The organism is Chryseobacterium artocarpi (assembly GCF_001684975.1).
In the GTDB taxonomy this organism is placed as follows: Bacteria; Bacteroidota; Bacteroidia; order Flavobacteriales; family Weeksellaceae; genus Chryseobacterium; species Chryseobacterium artocarpi.
The window spans coordinates 191,103-211,305 of sequence record NZ_MAYH01000012.1 but is presented as its reverse complement, the minus strand read 5'-3'; the positions used below and the strand labels follow the sequence as shown (position 1 = coordinate 211,305).

General features: G+C 33.9%; 20 protein-coding genes. 9 read left to right on the top strand and 11 right to left on the bottom strand.

The genetic code is table 11. The annotated features are described in order from the left end of the window. Window positions 1–11: 11 nt before the first annotated feature. Complete coding sequence (locus BBI01_RS05530; RefSeq protein WP_065393679.1) at window positions 12–548, top strand: hypothetical protein; 537 nt, start codon at window positions 12–14, stop codon at window positions 546–548. 367 nt (window positions 549–915) lie between these two features. Here BBI01_RS05530 and BBI01_RS05525 read toward each other — a convergent pair whose 3' ends face one another. Beyond that, the gene (locus BBI01_RS05525) at window positions 916–1,545 is read right to left on the bottom strand and encodes a hypothetical protein (protein ID WP_065393678.1); all 630 of its coding nucleotides are present in this window, start codon (window positions 1,543–1,545) and stop codon (window positions 916–918) included. A 296-nt stretch (window positions 1,546–1,841) separates the two neighbouring features. On the opposite strand from BBI01_RS05525, the gene BBI01_RS05520 reads away from it, so the two are divergent. Continuing rightward, window positions 1,842–2,999, top strand: a complete 1,158-nt coding sequence (locus tag BBI01_RS05520; RefSeq protein WP_065393677.1) for a hypothetical protein — start codon at window positions 1,842–1,844, stop codon at window positions 2,997–2,999. Window positions 3,000–3,279: 280 nt separating this feature from the next. Next, window positions 3,280–4,122, top strand: coding sequence for a prephenate dehydrogenase (locus BBI01_RS05515; RefSeq protein WP_065393676.1), 843 nt, complete (start codon window positions 3,280–3,282; stop codon window positions 4,120–4,122). A gap of 106 nt (window positions 4,123–4,228) precedes the next feature. Here BBI01_RS05515 and BBI01_RS05510 read toward each other — a convergent pair whose 3' ends face one another. Continuing rightward, complete coding sequence (locus BBI01_RS05510; protein WP_123862095.1) at window positions 4,229–4,897, bottom strand: hypothetical protein; 669 nt, start codon at window positions 4,895–4,897, stop codon at window positions 4,229–4,231. A gap of 172 nt (window positions 4,898–5,069) precedes the next feature. Between BBI01_RS05510 and BBI01_RS05505 the strand changes: the two genes are divergently transcribed. From BBI01_RS05505 to BBI01_RS05495, 3 genes are read left to right on the top strand one after another with little or no spacing between them, the layout of a single operon-like run. Then, a complete protein-coding gene (locus BBI01_RS05505) occupies window positions 5,070–5,342 on the top strand; it encodes a DUF2089 family protein (protein ID WP_065393674.1) in 273 nt (90 codons plus the stop codon). Window positions 5,343–5,353: 11 nt separating this feature from the next. Next, entirely contained in the window at window positions 5,354–5,935 is a 582-nt protein-coding gene (locus BBI01_RS05500) for a YIP1 family protein (protein ID WP_065393673.1), read from the top strand. Between the two features lie 5 nt (window positions 5,936–5,940). Continuing rightward, entirely contained in the window at window positions 5,941–7,581 is a 1,641-nt protein-coding gene (locus BBI01_RS05495) for a serine hydrolase domain-containing protein (RefSeq protein ID WP_083190017.1), read from the top strand. A gap of 184 nt (window positions 7,582–7,765) precedes the next feature. Here the strand turns inward: BBI01_RS05495 and BBI01_RS05490 are convergent, their stop codons facing one another. From BBI01_RS05490 to BBI01_RS05465, 6 genes are all read right to left on the bottom strand, one after another. Next, window positions 7,766–9,184 carry an L-serine ammonia-lyase gene (locus BBI01_RS05490; protein WP_065394131.1) on the bottom strand — a complete coding sequence of 473 codons (1,419 nt, stop codon included), beginning with the start codon at window positions 9,182–9,184 and terminating at the stop codon, window positions 7,766–7,768. 118 nt (window positions 9,185–9,302) lie between these two features. Beyond that, window positions 9,303–9,992, bottom strand: a complete 690-nt coding sequence (locus BBI01_RS05485; protein ID WP_065393672.1) for an alpha/beta hydrolase — start codon at window positions 9,990–9,992, stop codon at window positions 9,303–9,305. Between the two features lie 252 nt (window positions 9,993–10,244). Then, entirely contained in the window at window positions 10,245–10,874 is a 630-nt protein-coding gene (locus BBI01_RS05480; RefSeq protein ID WP_065393671.1) for a YceI family protein, read from the bottom strand. A gap of 78 nt (window positions 10,875–10,952) precedes the next feature. Then, window positions 10,953–11,519 carry a YceI family protein gene (locus BBI01_RS05475; RefSeq protein ID WP_065393670.1) on the bottom strand — a complete coding sequence of 189 codons (567 nt, stop codon included), beginning with the start codon at window positions 11,517–11,519 and terminating at the stop codon, window positions 10,953–10,955. 140 nt (window positions 11,520–11,659) lie between these two features. After that, the gene (locus BBI01_RS05470) at window positions 11,660–12,709 is read right to left on the bottom strand and encodes a glucokinase (protein ID WP_065394130.1); all 1,050 of its coding nucleotides are present in this window, start codon (window positions 12,707–12,709) and stop codon (window positions 11,660–11,662) included. Between the two features lie 116 nt (window positions 12,710–12,825). After that, window positions 12,826–13,389, bottom strand: coding sequence for a hypothetical protein (locus BBI01_RS05465; RefSeq protein WP_065393669.1), 564 nt, complete (start codon window positions 13,387–13,389; stop codon window positions 12,826–12,828). A gap of 605 nt (window positions 13,390–13,994) precedes the next feature. On the opposite strand from BBI01_RS05465, the gene BBI01_RS05460 reads away from it, so the two are divergent. Then, the gene (locus BBI01_RS05460) at window positions 13,995–15,374 is read left to right on the top strand and encodes a DUF1800 domain-containing protein (protein ID WP_065393668.1); all 1,380 of its coding nucleotides are present in this window, start codon (window positions 13,995–13,997) and stop codon (window positions 15,372–15,374) included. Between the two features lie 29 nt (window positions 15,375–15,403). Then, window positions 15,404–16,591: a DUF1501 domain-containing protein gene (locus tag BBI01_RS05455; RefSeq protein WP_065393667.1), complete on the top strand. Its 1,188-nt coding sequence runs from the start codon at window positions 15,404–15,406 to the stop codon at window positions 16,589–16,591. Window positions 16,592–16,878: 287 nt separating this feature from the next. On the opposite strand, the gene BBI01_RS22740 is transcribed toward BBI01_RS05455, so the two are convergent. From BBI01_RS22740 to BBI01_RS05445, 3 genes are all read right to left on the bottom strand, one after another. After that, entirely contained in the window at window positions 16,879–17,016 is a 138-nt protein-coding gene (locus BBI01_RS22740; RefSeq protein ID WP_162926152.1) for a hypothetical protein, read from the bottom strand. 124 nt (window positions 17,017–17,140) lie between these two features. Then, window positions 17,141–18,154 carry a helix-turn-helix transcriptional regulator gene (locus BBI01_RS05450; RefSeq protein WP_065393666.1) on the bottom strand — a complete coding sequence of 338 codons (1,014 nt, stop codon included), beginning with the start codon at window positions 18,152–18,154 and terminating at the stop codon, window positions 17,141–17,143. Window positions 18,155–18,241: 87 nt separating this feature from the next. Beyond that, window positions 18,242–18,577, bottom strand: coding sequence for a HopJ type III effector protein (locus BBI01_RS05445; RefSeq protein WP_065393665.1), 336 nt, complete (start codon window positions 18,575–18,577; stop codon window positions 18,242–18,244). Window positions 18,578–18,740: 163 nt separating this feature from the next. Between BBI01_RS05445 and BBI01_RS05440 the strand changes: the two genes are divergently transcribed. After that, window positions 18,741–20,123: an RtcB family protein gene (locus tag BBI01_RS05440; protein WP_065393664.1), complete on the top strand. Its 1,383-nt coding sequence runs from the start codon at window positions 18,741–18,743 to the stop codon at window positions 20,121–20,123. Window positions 20,124–20,203: the final 80 nt, after the last annotated feature.

Genomic DNA, 20,203 nt, shown 5'->3' with positions numbered 1-20,203 from the left:
AAGATTATACTATGTGCCGATATGCCATGATGGTTTACAAAGGTCATTATGCCTGTTTTAACTGCCAGAAAACTTTTAAACGTAAAGTTTTAAGAGATGTTGACAAACATGCTCAAGTTTCTGTAGAAGCCAAATGTCCTGAATGTGGAGAACTGATGGCAAACATGGGACTGGATTTTGAATCTCCGGCAAAAAACGATCATAAGCAATGGGCGCACATTAAAAATCTTTATAAAGTAGGAATTACTTTTCACTCTTGCGGATGCTCAGGTCCCGGATATATTCCCCAAGACCGGGAAGCCATTATTAAATATTTTGAAAAAATTCGCTCGCAGTATATGCATTCATTGGTGTTCTGGAGATACCGTGTAGAGCCTGAAACAAAAAGGGAACGCGAGATTGAGTATCAAAAAAATGGTCCCAAACTATGGGCTATCAGCCAAAATGCTTTTAAGCAAACGGTAACTAATCAGGAAGGAATTAACTATTGGATTGGTAAAATCAAGGAGGTTGAAGAGCGTTTGAATATCATCCGAAATAGTAAATAAAAACTAGCAGAGATCAATTCCTTACTCTTATTTATAATTCTTTAACCAAGTTTAAAATCTTTGATTACATAAATCCTGCAAATTCTTAAACGCTAAGATTCAACAGAAAAGCATCATGGAAATGAAGTTTTTTTGGGCGCAATGGCATTGCATTCAGCTAAGACTGTTTAGTTAACAAAAAAATGATCGTTGCTGAGTGAAACGCCTTGGTGATCTTAAAGAATAATCTACACAATTATAAAATCATAACGGACATTGCGTTAATAATGAAACTCAGTGAATATAGCCTGCTTAGATTTTTAACTTTAGATATAATATCTCTCGCTGATTTTACTGATTCAGCAGATTATTTACTTTGTTAATTATCTTACTTCTCCAGCTTCAAAAGTCTTTTAAAATCATCCTTCATGCTTTTATCCTCCTCATTCATATATTGCCCACTGAACGGTGCACCACAATCCTGACTATTGACAATATGAATAAGACTTCCTTTTTCAAAATAGTTTCTTGTTTCAGTGATCTCTGATTTTTCAAAGTCAAAAAATTCAGTATCATTATTTTCTTTCATGGTCTTTTGATCATAGAAAAGCGGACGGTTATACTTATAATCTTTTTCAAAGACAAAAGATAGATTTCCGTTTAACAGATAGTATTCTATTAAAACCTGTCCCGTTTCACCGTAATGTCTTGCTATTATTTTTTCCAGTCTTTTATTTTTATAGTAAAAGCTAGCCTCACCTCCTTCAGCAGACTCTCCTTCGATAGATTTCTTTTTGATAGAAGTCCATTTTGTAATTGAATTGATTCTCTTAAAATTAGCCTGAATTGGTTTTAAACGAGCCTTCAGGTATTCATTAGGTTCAATATCTTCTTCATTACGACTTTCCTTGATTCTTACCGTATCATTTTGAGGAATAAATGTAAGATGATTTCCTGCGTAGGCAAAATTTATGGCTATAAACAGGATAAAAATTCCCTGCAGATATTTATTTTTCATAGGATTGTGTTGAGGTATTGAAAGGCTTACTGAATTCTTTGTACAAAACTAGTAAACTTCTTTGGGTTTGAAATAAAATTTTCAGAAATCTCTTCCCGAAAAAGCGATTCTTATTCTTAAAGAAAATTTAAGATACAAAAAATGTAGAGTGGATAAGTTCAAAATACAATTATTTATTACATTCAAGATCTCGATGGCTACATCAATTTAAGAAAAGATAAATGGCTGGTAGTTTCTAAAGTAGAAAAAATAATATGTACATAAAAGTAGGATAAAATCTAAGTAAATTTATCATCATGAAAAACATAATTACCATATTATTCATACTTACCTTATCTGCCTGTAATAAAACAATAAAAAAGGAAGAAGTTCAGCCTGAAAAGGTAAATACTACGCTCAATACTGTTTTGGAAAAACAAATAATGGCAGGTGCGGCTCCGGAATATGGAAGTTTTGATCATTATGATAAGAAGGATCTCGATGCCTTAGTAGAAATTGAAGCCACTCACTTACAACAAAATGGCTTCAAAAACATAAGCAACGAAGACTTTATAAAGAAAATAGAAGAAATATTTAATAGAAAAATTGATCCGGCATCCACCACAGCCTATTTGAAAATAAATCAGGATGAAAAATGTGATAAAGATTTAAATTTCAAACCATTTACAGCAGACAACCAGTACATCTATATTTCCAAAAAATATAATCTGATTACTTATTTTTATCCTTTACCAACCATTATAGATTATAAAACCTTATATCCAAAACTGACTGCTTTAGAAAATATACCCATTGAAATTGAGGTTGAAGGAGAAAAAATCAATGCAGCAAGATGGAAAGATATTCCTGATCTTCAACAGATACGTAATGATAATTTACAAATCCTCACTGCCCGAAATAAATATCTTTTCAATGACAGCAAAGTTGACCTGGAATGGCTAAAGCTACATGACAAACAATTCCTTGAAACATTGGTAAAGAACTTCGGTTATGTAAAAAATAAAGATCTGGTAAGCTTTGTTTTGGAAAATAATTACAACAATACCGACGAATTTGAAAAGGTTTTCTTCAATGTAAGGTGTAAAGGTGACATTGTGTTCAATAAAGAAGTGATGGATGTTATAGCGCACCTTACATCCGGCGATAAAACGAAATACTTAAATTCCATTTCCGACCTGATCATTAAAGAAACTAAAGACAATAACTCTTGGGTCTTCTCTGATAAAAGTTTCGAGAAAAAAGCTGAAATACTGGGTAAATTGGCATATTATTCAACTAAAATCACGGAAAGCAGCAATATATATTATACCTTTTTCAGTACTCTCAACGGTAATATGGAAGGCAAAAACTATGAAGCAGAATTCAAAAAAAATAATTATTACAATATCCCGGATTTTAAAAAGATTTGGGAAGAAACAAAAACCGGAGGCATCAGCTATCCCGGTATGGAATAATATCTCAAAAAGCCCATTGGAATTGCTACAACATACTGAAAAGAATTATTATTAGCATCTTGAACTAAAGCATTTACAATCAATGAAATTTTATTCATTCAAAGAAAGCATCATAAAATTTCTCAACTTAAAAAAATATTTTATAAATTTGCTTCGTGAATTTTAACAACGGAACATATTATTATAGAATTTTTAACTCAGATCTGGGATAGGGATTCTTATGAACATAATTTAAAACCTCGTCCTAGGACGAGGTTTTTTTATTTAAAAAAATTAAAAGATGAAAATAAGTATTATAGGAGTAGGATTGATAGGGGGTTCAATGGCACTGAAATTAAGACAGAAAAACATTGCCAGCTTTATCTATGGAATTGATCATAATAAACAGCATATCAGTGATGCTTTAGAACTAAAAATCATTGATGCGGAGGCAGACTTGGAACAGGGAGTCAAATATGCAGATCTTATTATTCTTGCTATTCCGGTAGATGCGGCAAGAAAATTACTTCCGAATGTGTTGGATCTGATATCCGATCATCAGACCGTTATGGATGCAGGATCCACAAAAGCTGGAATCGTAGGAGCCGTTAAAGATCATCCGAAACGTTCAAGATTTGTAGCTTTTCACCCGATGTGGGGTACAGAAAACAACGGACCGAAATCTGCTATTGCAGACAGTTTTGCAGGGAAAGCCGGAGTAATTTGCAACAAAGAAGAATCTGCAGATGATGCATTGGAGACGGTCGAAAAAATTGTCAATGCCCTTGATATGCACATGATTTACATGAATGCAGAGGATCATGACATCCATACAGCTTATATTTCACATATTTCCCACATCACTTCTTACGCCCTTGCCAATACCGTATTGGAAAAAGAACGTGAGGAAGAAACTATTTTCCAGCTTGCAAGTTCCGGTTTTTCCAGTACAGTTCGTCTTGCAAAATCACATCCGGAAATGTGGGTACCCATCTTTAAACAGAACAAGGAAAATGTATTAGATGTTCTGAATGAGCATATCAGTCAGCTCAGAAAATTCAAGTCTGCTTTAGAAAAAGAAAATTATGAATACCTTGAAGAATTGATTACCAACGCCAACAGAATCAGAGGAATTTTAAGATAAAACAAGAGATTTCTTGTGTTTAAAATATATAAAGCCACAAGAGTTTAATCGTAAACTTTTGTGGCTTTTATAATAATTAAGATAATAAAATGCTTTGTTTTTTACTTTAAAACTTCATCATCAGTCCTACTCCATTCCTATCATTAAGGACATAATAGTCTGGCTTAAATTTCTTTATATCAGCAGTACTGTAATTATTCATTGCATCTTTCATCTGTGAATGTCCTACCAATTTAAATACAACACCGGCACCGGCACCAATAAATCCTATAATAAGTGGAATCGGGGATCCTTTTGAATCACCATTTTTCAGATTATTATCATTAGCTTTGGAAACATTAGAAAGTCCTCCAATTACAAAGCATGCTGCACCTCCTACTACTAAACCAGTCCCAATATTATTAAGAGTACGTCCTTTCATATATTGTGGATCTTTTTTCTGAATTAGATAATTTTTGATGTCTTTTTTGGAAGTAAAATTAGGAGTTTCTTGATTTTTTACCGCTTCAGTAAGGTTTTCTGCAGGCTTAGTTCCCACAACGGTCTTTCCTTCCTCTTGAATTCCTTTCACAGAATTATCGTACAGAAATTCCTCTTCCCCATTTTGAGAATTGATATAGGTTACTTTTCCTTTAGTATAAGACAGCTTTTTATAATGGATTGTTTGATTAGTTTGGGTAATAATAATTCCCTTTTCGGAAGATTCAGGAATACTGATTTGTGAATACACAGCCAATGAAGCCAATGCAAAAAGAAGCATAAAAGCTTTTCTCATATTTATTAGTTTTCGGCAAAAGTATTTGTTTTTAGATAAAGAACAAATAGCTGTTCTGTTTTTTCTATTTTCAAGGATAAAAATCATACTTATTAAAAATAAAATTTTAATAAAATTAAAATAATTTTTAACTTTATTAAAAAAAGCATTACTTTCGTAAAAAATAAATTCAATGAAGTTACCCATAATCTGCCCAAGTTGTGACCATACTCTTAATGTAAGTCAAATGAAATGCCCCAGCTGTAAAACTGAGGTAAGCGGAGATTACGAACTTCCCGTTCTCCTTAAACTGAATCGTGACGAACAGGATTTTGTCCTTAATTTTTTTCTTTCCAGCGGAAGCATCAAAGAAATGGCAAAACAGGCAGGTTTATCTTATCCTACCATGAGAAATAAGATGGATGACCTGATTACAAAAGTAGAACAACTGAAAAATAACCTGTAAAAACACAATGTATGAACTGGAAAACAATTTTTAATCCGTTTGAGAGGTTTGATGAGAAACTACTCTTGCTCACAGGAATGATAACCATTATTCTATCTATAGTTATGGGATATTGGACAAATACTACTTTTACAAGTATTTACAGGATCAATAATATTGAAAATGCAACGCTCAAAAATATAGCACTTCCTACTCTATTGAGCTTTGGTGTTGCCATTGTAGTTCTTTTTATATTGGGAAAAATTCTCAACAGAAAAACAAGAATCATTGATATTGTCAACACTGTTTTAATATCTCAACTCTTTCTGATTATTATCCAAGGTATCGGGAAAATACCATTTTTAAAGCAAGCGGGAAAAAATGTTATACAGTATCAGTCTAACCACACAGGAACTCTCCCTCTGTTAGATTTCCTGATCATGATCTCTCTTACTGTTGTTACGATTACTACACTCATCTATAGTATGACTCTCTATTACAATGGCTTTAAAACAGCAACAAATATCAAAAAATGGCAGCATATTGTACTCTTCTGCATCGTATCGCTGATGAGTGCATTAGTTTGTCAACTTACAATTAATCAAATTATTTAATTACCATGAAAATCAAATTATTATTGGTGCTAGTCTTCCTGGCACAGTTTTGTTACGCCCAAATTGAAGGAATCTGGAACGGTGAACTGGATACTCAATCTGCAAAACTTCCTCTCGTGATTACAATAACAAAAAAAGCGAAAGGTTATACTTCAACATTAGCAAGCCCAAAGCAAAGTTCCAGAGAATTTCCTGTAGATAAAACAGATTTCAACAACAATGAACTTACTTTTGAAATAGGAAGTATCAATGCAGGTTATAAAGGAGTTTACAAAACCGATCATTTTGAAGGCGATTTTATCCAGAATGGACAGAAATTAAAATTAAATCTTTACAGAGAAATCAAGTCCGAAGATGATAATATTCCTTATCTCAACGGAAAAGCTATTAACACTCAAAAGATCGATGATTTCTTAAATTATATGGTTCAAAACAACCAGGAAATCGGAAGTATATCTATTTTCAGAAATGGAACAGAGGTTTACAAAAGAAATTTTGGACAGAAACTTTTACCCGCGAATGTTACCTATGATCAAAACACAGGATACCAGATAGGTTCTATCAGTAAAATGATCACAGCAGTTATGCTTCTTCAGCTAGTTGAAAAAGGAAAACTCAATCTGTCTGATCAACTTTCAAAATTCTATCCCGAAATTCCTAATGCTAAAAAAATCACTATCAAAAATATGCTGAATCATACCAGTGGTTTGACTGATTATGTAGGAAAACCTGGTGACAATAACTGGTTATTCGACAAACCTGTAGGTGATAAAGCCATTATTGATACCATTAAAAAAAATGGAGTAAGCTTTCAACCAGGAGCAAAGACAAGATATTCCAATTCTGCTTACTTTTTATTAAGTAGAATTCTGGAAAAAATACACAATAAACCTTATCATGTCATTTTAAAAGAAAATATTCTTGACAAAGTTACGATGCCTGATACTTTCTCTGTTCTTGATAATCCTAAGAATATTTTTAAATCATATGAATTTAAAAAAGACAGCTGGGTAGAAGTTAAAGACTTTGATTTTCATAACTGCATCGGGTTAGGAGATATTACTTCTACTCCAAAAGATTTGAATGTTTTTATCAATGCTTTATTCGATGGAAAATTTATAAAAAAAGAAACCCTTGACATGATGATTTCCAATAAAGAGGAAAAGTTCTTCGGGACAGGAATCATGAAAATGCCGTTTTACAACATCATCTATTACGGACATGGTGGTGATACTGCCGGAAGTCATTCTACGCTTGGTTATGATCCTAATGATCAGCTATCCTATGCCATTACTATTAATGGGCAGAACTTTGCTCATAACAGATTTTACATTGCTCTTCTGAATCTAATTCACAACAGAGATTATAAGTATCCTGTATTTAACAATGCTAAAATACCTGTAGCTCAACTGGAAAAATATGTAGGAGATTATTCGTCTAAAGATATTGATCTGAGAGTAAAAGTATTTATCAAAGATGAAGGGTTATACGCTCAGGCTTCCAATCAAGCTGAATTTCCTCTGACAGTTACAGAAAAAGATCAGTTTACATTTGATAAAGCCGGTATAAAGCTTGATTTTATTCCTGAAAAGAATCAGCTTAAGCTTACTCAGGGCGGGAAAACTTTCTTTTTTAATAGAAAATAAACTGTGAATAGTTTTGGCTAAAGCCAATGGAATTGTTTCATATTTAATCGGGCTAAAGCCCGATTCTATTGAATTTATCCGTCATCCATAAGAGTTGTAAGAAAGGATACAAAAACTTCATCACACAAACAAAAAACCTTAGACACAAGTTCTAAGGTTTTTTTTATGTTTTAAAATAATAATCTTAACATTCAGGAACGTTCACCGCAATTGCTAATCCTCCTTCTGAAGTTTCCTTAAAACGATCACTCATAGATTGTGCCGTTTCCCACATAGTTTGAATTACCTCATCCAATGTTACCTTTGCTTTGGTAGGATCACTTTCTAATGCGATATTCGCTGCTGTAATGGCTTTCATTGCTCCCATTGTATTTCTTTCAATACAAGGGATTTGTACAAGTCCTTTGATGGGGTCACACGTAAGCCCTAGATGATGTTCCATAGCAATTTCTGCCGCCATCAATACCTGTCCTACGTTTCCTCCTAAAATTTCTGTAAGCCCTGCTGCTGCCATTGCAGACGACACTCCGATTTCAGCCTGGCAACCTCCCATTGCTGCAGAGATGGTAGCATTTTTCTTGAATAATGTTCCTATTTCTCCCGCTACCAATAGAAAACGAATAATATCATCCTCACTGATTGAATCCGTAAAGGCTTGTGAATACATCAAAACGGCAGGAATTACACCGCTGGCACCATTTGTAGGAGCAGTAATAATTCGTCCGAAGCTTGCATTTTCTTCATTTACAGCCAAAGCGAAACAAGCAATCCATTTATTGATATTGGTAAAGTTTTCTTCTGCATCTACTACCTGCTGGAACCACTCGTCTTTATTTTTATAGATCTTGTCGCCTAACAACTTTCTGTTGATACCGGCTGCTCTTCTGGAAACATTTAATCCTCCCGGAAGAATACCTTCTTTATTTACACCTTTATAAATACACTCCTTGATCTGTTCCCAGATATAAAGTGCTTCCTGCTTTGTTTCTTCCTGTGTTCTCCAGCTTTCTTCGTTGATGAAAATAAGATCTGAAATTTTCTTAAGACCAAGCTTCTCACAATATTTAGCAATATCAGAAGCCTTATGACAAGGGTACAAAGTACGTACACACTGCTTTTGTATAGAGTTTTTCTCCTGGCTTGCAATAAAGCCTCCACCCACAGAATAAAAATCCTGAACAAGCTCGGTTCCATCTTCAAAAACAGCCCTGAAAATCATTCCATTCGGGTGAAAATCCAGGTTCTTCTTCATGTTTAAGATCAAATGATGTCCGTATATAAACGGAATCACTTTCTCACCCCCAAGATTAATGGTTTGAGTGCTTTTTATATAGTCTATTTTTTCATCAATTTTTGAAGTATTGATTGTCTTAAAATCTTCTCCGTTCAGCCCAAGCATTCCGGCAATGTCTGTTCCATGCCCAATCCCTGTTTTTGCCAGTGAACCAAAAAATTCAAGAAAAACTTCTTTAACTTCAGCTATTGATCTTTCTCTTTTTATAATCCTGATAAATGCAGATGCTGCATTCCAAGGTCCCATTGTATGCGAACTGGATGGACCTATCCCTACTTTAATAATCTCAAAAACCGATATTGATTCCATAAATGATTCTTCATTTTCCTCAAAGCAAAGATACATGATAAATCCTAATAAAAATCAGTATTCGGTAGAGGTTTAATGATTATTTAAGAATTTTGCCAGCTATAGGAATAATAAAAATCTAGGCTGTACTTTTATCTTTCTTTTCCGCAGAAAGTTCCTTTTCTGAATCTTTAAATATTTCCTTCAATATTTTAGAAACTTCTTTAGATTTAGTTGCTGGGAATAAATGAGTTCCTCCTTTAATTACGTAGTCCGGCTTTGAATTTCTTATAGGAAAAACAATATCCTTATCTCCTAATATCTGGATAACATTTGGATTTTCATCAAATTTCCATTCGGAAACCTTTTCTACAGACCATTTCAGATAATAAGGATCTCTTACTCTGAAATATTGAAGGAGTCTGGGATTTTTAGGATCAAAAAGTTTTCTGATGATTGCATATACATTGGCAGCTTTGGTATTGAAAAGCCCTACCGGTAATATGCGCGGGATTTTGGTAACTTCCCCTGTTTTTATGAATTTGGATTTTTCTTTATCAGATTTTATGCTTCCAAGGATTACAACCTTCTCAGCAGGTTTCAATTGGTTAATCTCCTGAACCATTATTCCCCCAAAAGAATATCCTACTAAACAGAATGGTTCTGAAGTATCTACTTTCTCTGCCATTCTCTCTACATAGGCATGAAAAGGCTCATTTTGCTTTGGAATAAGCCAATCTATAAAAATTAATTCGCAGTGTTTGGGAAACTCTAGTCTTTCAAGTACTTTAAAGTCTGCTCCAAGACCGCTTACAATATAAATTTTCATAGTACTAATTTATAAAAAATAAGGAAAAGGATGTGCTTTTAGATTGAAAAGAATTTGATGTGCAAAACATGGAATATAAAGCATAAAAATCACTGATAAATACTGTATTTAGATTTTTTCAGAATCAAAAGTTGAACGTGATTGGGAAACTATAAATCTTAAGTTAGTTCTCATAGGTTATTTATAAAATCTGTTCACAAAAAAAGAGCAGCTCCTAAGAACTGCTCTTTTTTATCAATATAGTATTTAATCTTACTTCTTTTTCTTTACAGGAATTCTGTTGTCATTGTCAAGCTTTTCTGTAGAAACTTTGAATTGGATATCCATTTCGTTTTTGATGAAATAATCTTTCAATGAAGACTGGTAGAATACTTTAAAGTCTCTTCTGTTCAGGGAGAACTTTGCAGACTCAATTACTGTTGTAAACTGAGTAACGTATACATTTGCCGGGAAAGAGATTGTTTTTCTCACTCCTTTCAGGGTAAGATCTCCATACACGGTAGAATTATATTCACTGTTTGCTAAAGGAATAATTTTAGTCAAATGAAACTTCGCAATCGGGAACTTTTTAACTTCAAAAAAGTTTGAGCTTTTCAGGTCATCTGTTAATTTAATCTGATCCTCATCAGAAACATCTCCCGCCATCATGCTTCTCATATCTATAATGAACTCTCCGTCCACTAGAACTGTATGATCAAAGTTGAATTTTCCACTCTTTAACTTTACCGTTCCGGAGTGAGAGGAAGCTTCAGTTTTTACAACCTTATATCCCCACCATCTGATCTCTGATGAAGTCACTTTTGAAACTTTATCAAATTTCTTTTGGGCAGAAACAAATGATATGCTTGCGCACACCATAGCAAACAATAGTAATCTTTTCATTCTTTTTTATTTACAATTCAACAAAAATAAAAAAAAGTGTAGAACTTCTACACTTTTAATAATCTTTTTTTGATTAATTTATTGAGCAGTCACCTTTACAATCATATCGATGTCATCTTTCAAAAATACGTCCTGCATAGAAGACTTGTAAGATACATCAAATTTTTGTCTGTCAAAAGAGAACTTGTTAGATACTAAACTTACTACTCCTTTGCTGTAAGCAATCTTAGCAGGGAAAGAAACTGCATTAGTTTTTCCTTTTACGGTAAGGTTTCCAGTTACCAGAGAGTTGTAGATCTTATCGTTGTTTTTCTTTACAGAAGTAATTTTAAAAGTAGCAGTCGGGAACTTTTCAACTTCAAAGAAGTCACCATTCTTAAGGTGCCCGTTCAATTTTTGTTGAGAATCACCTGAAACATCAGTTGCGTTGATAGAAGTCATATCTAATACAAAGCTTCCTCCTACAAGCTGGTTTCCTTTCATTACCATATCTCCGGATTTTACTTTTACAGTACCATCGTGAGAGCTTGCTTCAGATTTTGCTACTTTGTATCCCCACCAGTGAACATCAGATGCTACAACTTTTTTAGACTGTCCGAAAGCTAATCCACTAGCTACTACTGCTAACAAAAATATTTTTTTCATTGATAGAATTATTTTAATTAAGTTTAAACAAAGATAGCCATCTTATTTGATAGATTTCATTGATGTATATCAAGATTTCCGATTATTTTTATGAATAATATCATCTCATAAAAAAACTCCGAATTTCTTCGGAGCTCTCTTTATTCTTGATAGTAGGCTGTATATAGTGCCATACCTTTTAGTGCCGTATGATTTTGCTTGACCAGATAGATCGGGATGTTTTTAAGCATTCCTTCCATTTTATCACTGATCTTGAACTTTTCATAGAATTTATCTTTGTCAATATATTCTCTCACCATCTGAGGAATATCACCCGCAATCAGTAGACCTCCCGTTGCCTTAACCTTTAAAGTAAGGTTATTGGCTTCTCTTGCTAGGAACTCAAGGAAAGTATCCAAAGCTATTCTACAGATTAATACATTATCCTCTACTGCTGCCTTGTATAATTCTTCAACAAAATTTCCATTGGCAAGACGATCACTTAACCATTCCGGTTCCGGATGTCTTTTTACATCTCTCAGGAAACGATAGATATTAAATAATCCTGATTTTGATAATACATTTTCCCAACTTACAATTCCATAGATATTATTTAAGAACTGATAGAACTCCACTTCTACATTGGTTCTCGGTGAGAATTCCGAATGCCCTCCTTCTGTAGCGAATGGTCTAAGATTTTTCCCATCAAAGAAATATCCTGCTTCACCAAGTCCGTTTCCGGGAGCAAGGATTGCCACATTTCCTTTTTCAAGGTGACCACTTGTATAGATAGCATCAAGATCATCGTCTTCAAGAAGCGCCATTCCGTAAGCTGATGCTTCAAGGTCATTAAGCATTTCTACTTTTTCAAAACCGAAATCTCTTTTGTATTCTTCAATATCAAGATTCCAGCCTAATCTAGCAGGGTTACTTTTCCCGTCAATCACAGGTCCCGGCACAGCCATTCCTAAACGTTTTACATTTTCTAACTGATTATCCTGAATAAATTTTTTCAGAATATCATTGAAAGAAGCATATTCCTTAGTAGAATATGTATTTTGAATTTTTATCTCAAGACCTCCGTTACCGGAAACAAAATAGCCTAAGATTGTTATATCTTCACGAAGACTTGCTCCAATGATAGAAACATTATCATTATTACTGTTCTCTACTCCTGGTAAATAAAGCGGAAATTTTGGATTCAGAATCATAACCTCAAATTTTACCAAATATAATAATTGTTTTCGTAATACCTGCACAGAACAAAAAAACCTTTCCACTTTCGTGAAAAGGTTTTGGTTAATAATTGTTTATATATTAAATCTAACTACTTTCCTAATGGAATATTATAACCGAATCCTACTCCGATATTCCCCACATTATAGTCCTGTCCGGCTAAATCTCCTTTAGTTCCTACAAAAACCTTTTGGTATTGTACGAAGAAATTCCAGTCTCTGTTGTGGTATCCGATCTCCGGCTTGATGTAGAAACCTCCGTTTGCTCTTTCCACATTTGTGTTTGAAGCTACAGTTTTATCTCCTACAAGGAAACCATATCCTAAGTCAGTTCCGAAATAGAAACCTGTCTGTTTTGGATAAATTCTTACTAAAGCAGCTACAGGAACTACTCCTACATCATTATTTTTATAACCGTTGTTATCTTTTCCAAAATAGTGAGTATATCCTGATGCGATACCTAATCCAAATCCAGGAGTAATAAGGTTCTGATAAGCTACATCTACACCAACGGCAGCTGAAAGGTTATCTGAAGGAACTGCTAAACCAACATTCGCGCCTACTTTGATCATGTTGTTCATTTTTGAATCCTGTGCGCTTGCTATACCTGCTGTTAAAATTCCAGCTAGCAAAATTGCTTGTTTAAACATTTTCATAACTCTAATTTTTAAATTTTACTAAACAAGAGGATGTAAAAATCGTGCCAAGCAACGTCACATCGAGTTTTTTAACACAAACAAGATAATTAAACAAATGATTATCAATACTTTATTTTATCTTAAAATTTAAATAAACGTTTAACAATTTTTATAAAAAACAGACCTTAAAATGTGAAATAAGTATAAAATGTTAAAAAATAAAATGTAACAGATTGATATAAAACAAATTCTATTATCGAGAAACGAAAAGATGTAAGAAAATATAAGATTTTTTGCAAGGATTTTCTTATTTTTTGCTACCAATGCACAAATGATTTTATGCTATGTGGCTATGTTGTTAGCTTTTATCCCATCATTACATAGTTAAAAACTGAAGATAAATATTTTATTCGTGCATTGGTGACAATTATAAACATTCTACAATTTTATTTCAAAGATAATCCTTGCGCCTTACAACATACAGCATGCTAAAGATTTGTGCTTTTTCATTTTCACAATCCTACTTACCGTATTCACTACTCATGATAATATTAACACCTCTTAACTCGTTATTATTTTAACCTTTTTCATCTTAGCTGATCAAAAAAATAAACCTTTTCACAATGGCGGATTCACTCTTAAACAATAAACATCTTCTTTGGCGCGCCGGTTTTGGTGTTGGGATCAATCAAATCGATGATTTGAAAAATAAGAACAATAAAACGTTGATCAATGAATTATTCAGGGCAGACAACTTTAGCGAAATTACTTATGATACTCCCGATATAATTCCTACGGAAGATTACATGAACAGTACCGCTCCCGCAGAAAAGAAAAAGGAAATGCAGCGTCTCAACAGGGAACAAAACAATGAGCTTAACCTCAACTTCCTGGATAAAATAGTAAATAGCAAGGAACAGATGAGAGAAAAGATGGCTTTCTTCTGGCATGGACATTTTGCTTCAAGAGTAATCAATCCGAAATTCAATCAACAGCTTTTAAATACAATCAGGAAAAATGCACTCGGAAATTTTAAGGAACTGCTTTTTGAAGTAAGTCAATCTCCGGCAATGCTTAATTTTCTGAATAATCAACAGAACAAAAAAGACCATCCTAACGAAAATTTTGCCCGCGAAGTAATGGAACTTTTTACCATGGGAAGAGGAAACTATACAGAAAAGGATGTAAGAGAAGGTGCCAGGGCTTTTACAGGCTGGAGTTATGATAAAGAAGGGAATTTTAAGGAAAGAAAAAACCAACATGATGAAGGATCAAAAACTTTTCTGGGAAAAACAGGGAATTTTAACGGATCAGATGTTTTGAATATTATATTGGAACAAAAAAGTACAGCTAAGTTTATTACAACTAAAATTTACAAGTTTTTCGTCAATGAAAATATAGATCAGAATATCATTGATACACTGAGTGCAAACTTCTACAATTCCGGTTATGATATAAAGAAACTCATGACTGAAATATTCTCAAGTACATGGTTTTATAATCAGAAAAATATAGGAAACAGAATAAAATCTCCTGTGGAACTGATGGCTGGAATCATGCGAATTCTTCCCATGCAGATTCAAAATCCTGAAAACCTCATCGTTTATCAGAAATTATTGGGGCAAATGCTTCTTTATCCACCCAATGTTTCGGGTTGGGTAAATGGAAAAGCGTGGATCGACAGTTCTACGCTGATGTTAAGGCTTCAAATTCCGCAGATTTGGTCAGGTCTTCGTCCATTGGAATACAGCCCAAGACAGGATGATGATATAGATATGGGAATGAAATCTAAAGAATCTGCTTTAAACAAAACCTTTAAAAACCCTAATATCATTATAGACTGGAACCGTGTTGATACAATTTTCGACAGTAAGAATTGTGAAGATTATTTGATCGTAAACGCCAAAAGTCTGGATATGAATACGGTAAATAATTTTTCTGATAAGAGTTTAAAAATGAATATCATTAATCTGATGTCAACGCCTGAATACCAATTGATGTAATTCATTATTTCCAATCTAAATCTATCGTTATGCTAATCAAAAGAAGAGAATTCCTTAAGATCAGTTCACTTGCCACCGCTTCCCTATTAATGCCCAATTTTTTAAAGGCAATGACTATGAATGAGGCTTTGAGTACTACAACTCCTAATATTCTTATTGTACTTCAGTTTACGGGAGGAAATGATGGGTTGAACACCATTATTCCTGCTAAAAATGATATTTACTTCAGAGAGAGAAAAACTCTTGCCATTCAGGATTCTTTGTCTCTTACGGATGAAGCGGGCATCAATCCGGCGCTCTCCTATTTTAAAGAACTTTTTGATAATGGAGAGCTTTCTGTAATGAATAATGTAGGCTATCCTAATCCCGACAAATCTCATTTCCGAAGCATGGATATCTGGCAATCGGCAAGCCGAAGTGATGAATTTCTGGATACAGGATGGCTGGGACGCTTTCTGGATGAAGAATGTTATCGCTGTGAGCATCCAACTCAGGCATTGGAAGTAGATGATATGCTCAGTCTTGCATTAAAAGGTGAAAATAATAAGGCTTTTGCATTTAAAGATCCTAAACGTTTATATCAAACGAGTCAGGAGAAATATTTTAAGTCACTTTATGATCATCATCACGACGATGAAACAGTTTCCTATCTTTATCAAACCTTAGGTTCTACTATTAATAATGCTGGGTATATTTTTGAAAAAAGTAAAGCGAAAAAGACGGATCAGACATACCCTAATTCTCAACTGGGAAAGGATTTCAAAACGGTTGCTTCACTCATCAAATCAGACATTAACACTCAGGTTTACTATCTTTCTATCGGAAGTTTTGATACGCACGTAAATCAGAATGACAGACAAAAAAAATTGTTTGGTGATATTAATGAGGCTGTAAAATCATTTGTTGCCGATATGAAAAGTAATGGATTATTTAATAATATTCTGCTGATGACATTTTCTGAGTTTGGTCGAAGAGTTGCCCAAAATGCGAGCAACGGAACGGATCACGGAACAGCCAATCAAATGTTTTTCATCGGTGGAAATCTTAAAAAGAAAGGTGTACTGAACAGTCTTCCAGATTTACAGAACTTAAATGAAGGTGATTTGATCTATAAAGAAGATTTCAGAAAAGTATATGCTACAATCTTGAAAAACTGGCTAAAAGCAGATTCTTCTAAGGTTTTGGGGTGGAAAAATGGGGTTTATGACTTTATATAAATTTAGGCACAAAAGTTTTAACACTTAAGTTATTTTTAAGTTACTTCTAACTGCTTCAGAAGTTCACTTAAGTTTTTGAAAATCTACGATTTTATTGAATACTAAAGAGAAAGTTTCAGTTGAAGGACTGTATATTCCCATCCTCTGGAGGGGTGGCAAAAATTCAAAGGATTTTTGACGGGGTGGTTTTCTAGCCCCTGCAATTCCTAATATCACCACAAAAAAAAGAGACCATCCATAATGACAGTCTCTTTTCAATAATTTTAAATTTTAAACTACTTTTACGTTTAAGCAGTAATCTGCTTGGGTTCTTTCTCTTTCTGATCATCTTTTTTATCAAGTTTCTCAGATATTTTTTTAACGATATATTCTATCGCTATAGGTGCTATAATGGCAATTAATGCTTTAAATATTCTTGATTTCATAAGTGTGACTTTGTACTTGACTACTACAATTTCCAAGCCAATATAAAAATCAGAAATAAATTCTTAATTAATATTTTACATAAAAACAATCATTAAAATCAATATAAAGCTTATAAAACCAGCTTTATTCAGGAAGAACCAAATCCTGATAGTTTCTACTTCCGGCTTTGAACTTCTCTTCCATTCTCAACCTTAATTTCTGAGGCTTATGCACTACAAGAGAGTCACCAAAACCCAGTAACAATCTTTCTAATTCATAGTTGATCTGTACACAGATTTTAAAAAGTGTCCCTTCTTTTGTTTCACTTACAATCTCCTGACTTTTGTGAAGAGGTTTTGTTTTAACATAAGGAGCATTGGCAGAATCTACGAAGAAAATTACTTTTTTGGGAACTATTGATTCAGCAACGGTAACACCTACAATGTCTTTAAAGTACTCATCTCCATCAAGGTTTTTATCAATATAAGATGTTTTCTCATCTATTTCAATAGTCTCCATCCTATCCAAAGCTAGATTATACATTTTCTGCTTGTAAAGACAGATAAGAAACCAACGGTTGTTGAATTCTTTCAATAATTGCGGGTGAACTGTATAAACATTAGATTCTCTGGCAGTAAAACTCTTGTAAAGGATTTTCAGTACTTTTTTATTCAGAATATTTTCATACAAAATATCAATATGTTCCAATCCTTTCAGCTGCTCATTTTTATCTAAATGAATAATAGATTTCTGGTTTGTAGAGTGAATGGAGTCTTCCAGCTTCTGGATAACCCCGTTCATTTCTTTGAACATCGAAAAATCCTTGAACTGCTTCAGGATCTGAACGGCATTATTCATTGCTTTAAGATCACTTTCATTCACTGAAATATTATGAATACTGTATTCCGGATCGCTGTAACGGTAATATTTTCTTTCATATACTTCAATAGGCGCTTCATACCCGAATTTTTCGCTTCGCATATTCTGAAGATCCAGCTGAATTGTTCTTTTGCTTACAAAGGATTCTTTTCCCTCAAACTCAAACAAAGCTTCGGAGCACTCATCAATAAGATCCTCCAAGGTATACTTTCGGTACTTGTTCTTGAGACATTTATCTAATGTCTTATAACGGATAAGAGCGTTTTTATTGGATGACATTATTTTACTTTTTGTTTAAAGCTGATTAGGTTAAGATGCGAATAGAAAACATCTTCATTAAATATCTTTACTTTCTCAACCGAAAATTTATTTTTCCTTCAGGGGATTTCCTTCAAAGATCAATCCGTCCCATCCGAATTCCATAAAGTTTCTGATATTCTGATGATCTGTTCCTTTAGGGTTTTTAAGTACATCATCTCTGTAGAATTCCCCAAAAAGCGGAAGTGTTTGTTCTTTCGTTAAGCCATTGTAAGAGGCAAAACCGAAAATCTTGCAGGAACCGTTATTCTGTCCTTCTTCATTTCTTGTATTTCCGTTTTTAAATGCTGTTGGCGTAAAATCGTAGTGGGCATCTATATAAGCAATGACTTCACTGAATTGAATAGTCTCGGGAAAATGCTGTAGTTGTTCTAATAATAACATAGTCTATGGATTTTTATATTGTATACAGATGATTTAAACCAGTTACAGAACCGGAAATTCTCTGTCATTTTCTATTTTTTGTAAAATTAAACAAAATTTTCTTATCTGCGCAAAACTATTGCGCAATAAGGTTGTTACTTTGCATTATCAAAATGAAATAACAATGGAATTTAACGGAAATCACTTAATTGAATTAGGATATAGACCAGCGAAATGGTTTAAAGATGCCATTACATATATCAATGAAAATAATCTGAATGAAGATCAGATCACTGAATATCTGGAACAGTTCAAACAACCTGATATTATTCCGCTTCATGAAACGGCTAAAGATTTTATAATCAACATCAAAGCTGAAGACGAAAGTGAAAACGACAATGTAGAAAAGGTCATCAAAACGATGGAAGTACTGATGAAAACGCCAACATTGGTTGGAGGTGCTTTAATGCCGGATGCCTGTCCTACAGGTCCTGTTGGTCAGATTCCTGTAGGTGGTGTGGTAGTGGCAAAGAATGCTATTCACCCTGGATTCCATAGTGCTGATATCTGTTGTTCTGTGATGTTGACTGACTTTGGAAAGGCAAATCCTAAGGAAGTTCTTGATGCAGCTCATTCTGTAACACATTTTGGGTACGGAGGAAGACCAAGAGGTGAGCAAATGCCGATGTCTCAGGAATTGATGGATGCCTTCAGAGAAAATATATTCTTAAATGATGAAAAACTGATCAGTATTGCCCGTTCTCATATGGGAACTCAGGGAGATGGAAATCATTTCCTTTTCGTTGGAATTTCTAAAAATACAGGAAATACAATGCTGGTGACTCACCACGGATCAAGAGCTCCGGGAGCTGCATTATATGATAAAGGAATGAAGGTTGCCAACCGTTTCAGACAGGATATTTCTCCTGAAACATTAAGAGAAAATGCTTGGATTCCGTATGATACTGAGGAAGGGGAATCATATTGGGAAGCACTTCAGTTAATAAGAACATGGACGAAGGAAAATCATACCAACATTCATGATGCTGTTCTGAATAAGCTTGAAATGGAAAAAGAGGACAGATATTGGAACGAACATAATTTCGTTTTCAAGGATGGAGACCTTTTCTTTCATGCTAAAGGGGCAACTCCACTGGATGATAAATTTATGCCTGATATTACAGGACCGAGATTGATTCCTTTGAATATGGCGGAACCTGTATTGATTGTTCAGGGTAAAACGAATGAAAGAAACCTTGGTTTTGCACCACACGGAGCAGGAAGAAATTTTAGCAGAAGCCAACATAAGAAATCTTTAGCACATAAAACCACTGAAGAGATCTTCAATGAAGAAACTGCTGGATTGGATATCAGATTCTATTCCAATGAAATTGATATTTCTGAGCTGCCAAGTGCTTATAAAAGTGCGGCTAATGTAAGAACACAGATTGAGGAATACGGACTTTGTGAAGTACTGGATGAAGTGATGCCTTACGGATGTATTATGGCTGGTGACGTTCAGAAAAATGCACCATGGAAGAAAAAGAAAAAATATAGAAAAGCATAATTTTTAATAGTAAACCTTACAGGTTTTGAAAATCGGTAATGTTTACAAAACAACCAAAACTAATAACAAAACCTTATGGG